The 4,245-nt window shown below is 60.9% G+C and carries 5 protein-coding genes; 4 read left to right on the plus strand and 1 reads right to left on the minus strand.

All coding sequences use genetic code 11. From position 1 onward, the window contains the following. Positions 1-210 precede the first annotated feature (210 nt). Both E2C06_RS35540 and E2C06_RS35545 read left to right on the plus strand, forming a co-directional pair. Positions 211-468 (plus strand): type II toxin-antitoxin system Phd/YefM family antitoxin, encoded by a 258-nt coding sequence (locus tag E2C06_RS35540; protein WP_133293254.1) that lies wholly within the window; start codon positions 211-213, stop codon positions 466-468. Next, positions 465-731 carry a Txe/YoeB family addiction module toxin gene (locus E2C06_RS35545; RefSeq protein WP_133293255.1) on the plus strand — a complete coding sequence of 89 codons (267 nt, stop codon included), beginning with the start codon at positions 465-467 and terminating at the stop codon, positions 729-731. Before E2C06_RS35540 ends, E2C06_RS35545 begins: the two co-directional genes overlap by 4 nt. Positions 732-1,127: 396 nt before the next feature. On the opposite strand, the gene E2C06_RS35550 is transcribed toward E2C06_RS35545, so the two are convergent. Continuing rightward, positions 1,128-1,394 (minus strand): hypothetical protein, encoded by a 267-nt coding sequence (locus tag E2C06_RS35550; protein WP_133293256.1) that lies wholly within the window; start codon positions 1,392-1,394, stop codon positions 1,128-1,130. Between the two features lie 813 nt (positions 1,395-2,207). On the opposite strand from E2C06_RS35550, the gene E2C06_RS38255 reads away from it, so the two are divergent. Together E2C06_RS38255 and E2C06_RS35555 are read left to right on the plus strand one after the other, a co-directional pair. After that, on the plus strand, positions 2,208-2,372 hold the full coding sequence (locus E2C06_RS38255; RefSeq protein ID WP_165982894.1) for a hypothetical protein: 165 nt from the start codon (positions 2,208-2,210) through the stop codon (positions 2,370-2,372). 1,156 nt (positions 2,373-3,528) lie between these two features. Further along, complete coding sequence (locus E2C06_RS35555) at positions 3,529-3,819, plus strand: hypothetical protein (protein ID WP_133293257.1); 291 nt, start codon at positions 3,529-3,531, stop codon at positions 3,817-3,819. The last annotated feature ends 426 nt before the right edge of the window (positions 3,820-4,245 follow it).

Below are 4,245 nucleotides of genomic sequence, written 5' to 3' on the forward strand. Positions count from 1 at the left end.
GGGCACATGCGCAGGCTATCGAAGCTGCCCGACCGCGTTCGCAGCTTCTTCGGGCACAAGACTTTTCGCTACGCCGCCTGATTCAAGATCGCCCAGGCCGGATCAATAACATTTCAACTTGGTTGCAACAGGTGCGGTAGACGGTCAAAAGCGCAATCTGGCTTGGCGTCGACGCTTGTTGTACGTATATTTGTACAATAGGAGGGTGGCATGGCTCACGTAAGCTACAGCGAGTTCCGCGCCAATCTGGCGAGCCACATGGATGCGGTCGTCAATGGCCGAGTTCCCCTGGTCGTCACCCGGCAAGGCGGCAAGGGGAATGTCGTCATGTTGTCCGAGGAGGAGTTCGCGGGCTGGCAGGAGACGGTCCATCTCCTGAGCAATCCCAAGAATGCCGCGCGCCTGCTGGAAAGCATTCAGCAAGCCGATACCGGGCTGGTGGCCAAGCGCGATCTGATCGAGCCTTGAACCTGCTGTTCACGCCCAACGTATGGGCGGACTATCAGCACTGGATCGAGACCGACCGCACCATACTGGCCAGGCTCAACGAATTGTTGCGGGATGTCCGCCGCGGTCCGTTCAAGGGCTTGGGCAAGCCCGAACCGCTCAAAGGTGATCTCTCAGGATGGTGGTCTCGCCGCATCACCCAAGACCATAGGCTGGTCTATCGTGTCGTCGGCAAGGGCGAGGCGCAGCAGATCGAGGTCGTCGCTTGCCGCCAGCACTACTGATCCCCCGATCAGTCGACGATTCCTCGCCTGGCCAACAAGCAAGCGCACCGAACGTGGCCAGGTCGACTTCGCGCAGTTTCTAGCGGTCGCCGCGATGTGGCGGCAGGGCAGGAGGCATGCGCAATCGCGTTCGGCAGGCCGAGTGGTTGCTGGCTATCCGCCCGCGTTACTCCATCACTGCCTACTTGGAGGAGCAGGGGATCACCACGCCCTCGCGGATCAGCGCCCCCGCCGGCCTACCCGTGATCGAGACCATAAGTTTACTGACCCGCCGGCACTGGCGGGCTGGCGATATTGCCGCATTGCAAGCCCAGGCCGATCGGCTCGGGCTGTTGGGGGTGCCGCCGGATCGCGGCGGCCTGCGGTGGACGGAGCGGGCCCAGTGCCATGATCATGTCAGCCGCGTCCCGCCTGCGCCGCCCCCTTCGCTCCGACAGCGGCCACTCGGTGCTTGGTCATCAGACTCTCGAGGATCAGCCCGCGCGTGCGCTCACGCTCAGCCAGGCTCGCTGTCGGGGCGCCGCCCAGTGCGGCGATTTGGGTTCCAAGGGCAGCGGCTCGACCGAGACATTCCTCAAAGCCCGCTTCGTCGGCAATCCGCGATGCGGTGAAGTCGTATGGATCACGCAGATAGGCCTGCATGCGGCGGAGCAGCACGGCCATCCGACGCTCCGCGTCCTCGATGGTCAGCGAGAGGGGTTGCTCTGGCGGAGTGCAGCCTGCGGCAAGCGCGGTGCATGATGGCGGCTGCCGGCGTCGGGCCAAGATCACAGCAACGACCGGTACCGAGGTTGCGCCGAGACCTACAAGTGCCAAGAGGAGATCAGGCAAGAGCTTGCCCTCTGGGCAGGATGCGCATTGATGGACGCATGTGGAACGCAGTCATTGCCTGCCCTCCTGTAATCTTTCAACTCTCGCGCGGAATCGCTAACCTAGGGTAGAAGTTTGGTTCCCAAAGGGGGAATGCGCCGCCTCAACCATGGTTCGTTGTATGTTCGTTAGCCCAGCCCTCTGAGGTGAGCGCCATGTGACGAAGCGCTACCGCGAAGCAGCGCCGAGCATCATGCGTTGGTCCCAAACAGAAAAAAGGGCCAAACGCGACCCGTCGAGCGTTCGGCCCCTTTTCGCCGCGGCAGGATATGGAGAACCACAAATGACGATCATAGATAGAATAAAAATTAAAAATAAACTAAATATTAGATAAGCGTCCTAAACTTGCTGCAAAGCGCGGGGGCGACGGAGCCGGCGTTGCCGCAGCGCTTGAGGCTCCCTGAAATCACTCATCTGCGAGATTTGAGGATGAGTGTTTGCCATAAGGCTCCCCTGAGTTTCGGCTCAAGGCCTGTCGTGTCCTGACGCCAAACTTCGGCCAGCGCTCTTCAACGTCGGCTTGCTTTTCAGTTACCCGCCAAGCCGTATTGGATAAACATGGAAGCCATGTGCCATCGAGACCGACCGGCCCCGCTGGCTCTCATCGTGGATGATGAAGCGCTTCTCGCACTCGAAATCGAGGACCTGCTCATGGCCAAGGGCTTTAAAACTCTGATCGCGTATACAAAGGCGGAGGTGAAGGCACTGTCGGTCGAGCATCTTGCCGTTGCTGTCATTGATCTCAGTCTTGGCGGAGAGCTTACCGGTTAGCGCGTGATATGCTTTTTGTGAAACCGCATCCCAAAGCTGCCGGTGGTGGTTGTTACCGGTTATGATGGTCGGGCGTCACAGGCCAATCTGCGCAGTCTAGCCTGGATTATTCACGACGAGTGCCACCCCAGGGCAAACTGCTGATTTCCTTCGAAAACATCGCAAATGCCGAATTTGCAGAGTTTTATGCAATAAATTCTTCGGATCGGCCACCCGTTTGGCGTTGGCCCGCGTTGGACCGACCCGGTGCATGATCCGGGCTAGGTTGGCCCACGATTCGGTTGCATAAGCTAGCGCATCACAAGCAACTCGCGCGTGCGGTGTGGGATGGTATTGACCAGGCAGAGCATGGTGCTCCGCCGTCGACGCGGTGCCGTCGGGATGAGACAGGCGAAGCGGCGTAGCCTGCTAAACTCGTCCAGAATTGCCGCCGGCAGAGCTGCAGCCTGCGGGTGACCTGATCCGTGATCGCACCCTCACGTAGGCTGAGCCTGTGTCGCTCTGATAGCACGGGAGAGGGAGGTCCAAGCCTGGACTAAGATGGACAAGCGCTTCTCCGAGAGGGGGCCATCCGGCCCCGGCCTGCCCTGGCTATTGGGGAGACGAATACAGCCAACAAACCCCTTCCGGCTCTCGCTCCGGATCTAACAATTTAAAGTTTCTCAAGCATTGATGATGATACACGTTCAAGCGCGGCCACTGGAAGTCGCTGATCCTGGGTGACCGCACGCAACGCGCCCGATCGGCCCATAGTCACGGCAGCACGGGCCCATTGCGGTGCAGTGGCTAGCTAGTCAATGCGGCAGGTTATGCCGTCATTTGCAAGGAAGATGCCGTAGTCGAAACACGTCGGGATCAGCCCAGCGTCGTATGGCAGGGGGTGGCGCTCCGCCAAGGTGGCATAAAGTTGCAGGAGAGCTTGAGCAGTCATAGCCATGATGGCTTAGTTACATGATCTTGTTGCAAATACGTAAATGAAACGCCAAAGGGGCGCTTCCCTGCGACGTTGCAAAAAGGAGAGCAAGGCGACCGAGCGGGACATCCACATCCTCGGCGTGGTCGGGACCGTCACCTCTGGTGGCGGTCGTCACACGGTGAACGGCTAGCGCGGCGAAGTGGGGATGATGCCGGCCACCACTATGACCACCATGCTGGCATGAGCCTGTTCTCCGACCAGCCACCGCCCTCGCCCCCCGCCAAGCCCAAGCTCACGCCCGAAGAGCGCCGTGCCCGATACGCCGACCGTTTGATCACGATCCGCCTGCGCATACTAATCGGCCAGGAGCTGGAGGATCGTGGCATCGCCACGCCTGCTGCCATCGGCGAAGCCCTTGGGATGCCGGTGGCCGAAGCGACCAAGCTGCTGACCGGGCGTCAATGGCGTGAGGGCGACGTGGCGCGGCTGCAGGGGGCGGCGATGCGGCTGGGGGTACAGGTGTCGAGTTGAGGTCGGCAGCTTATGACTCAAGGTACCTCCGACGCCATCGGCCCTGACGGCACGGTGAGACCGCGCTGCCAACTGCCGATGGCGGCTTCGCTTTGTTCGCGGCCGGCTGCCAAAGCGGCAGGGCTGCGGCCACTCCGCGCCGATTGGCATCCGGTCGATCATTCTGTCCATGAATAAGAGCGAGACAACGATCAGCAGGCTAGAGCGGCGCCTGCGGTGCAGCCGGACATGCGGGCTGGGTTGCCTGACCAAAACGGTGAGAGAGAGAGAGGGGGAAGGCAGCGCGGGCGGGTCTGCCACTAGGGAAGTCAGTCTCTAGCCCCAATACCGTTGACTTAGAAGCGTTCTGGAGTGGCAGCTGGGCGTCGACGGAACATCTGCCGCAGGCGGGCGATCCAGTGATTGAGGGTGCGAGGCTCGAGGCCA

Source organism: Dankookia rubra (assembly GCF_004355005.1).
Classification (GTDB): domain Bacteria; phylum Pseudomonadota; class Alphaproteobacteria; order Acetobacterales; family Acetobacteraceae; genus Paracraurococcus; species Paracraurococcus ruber_A.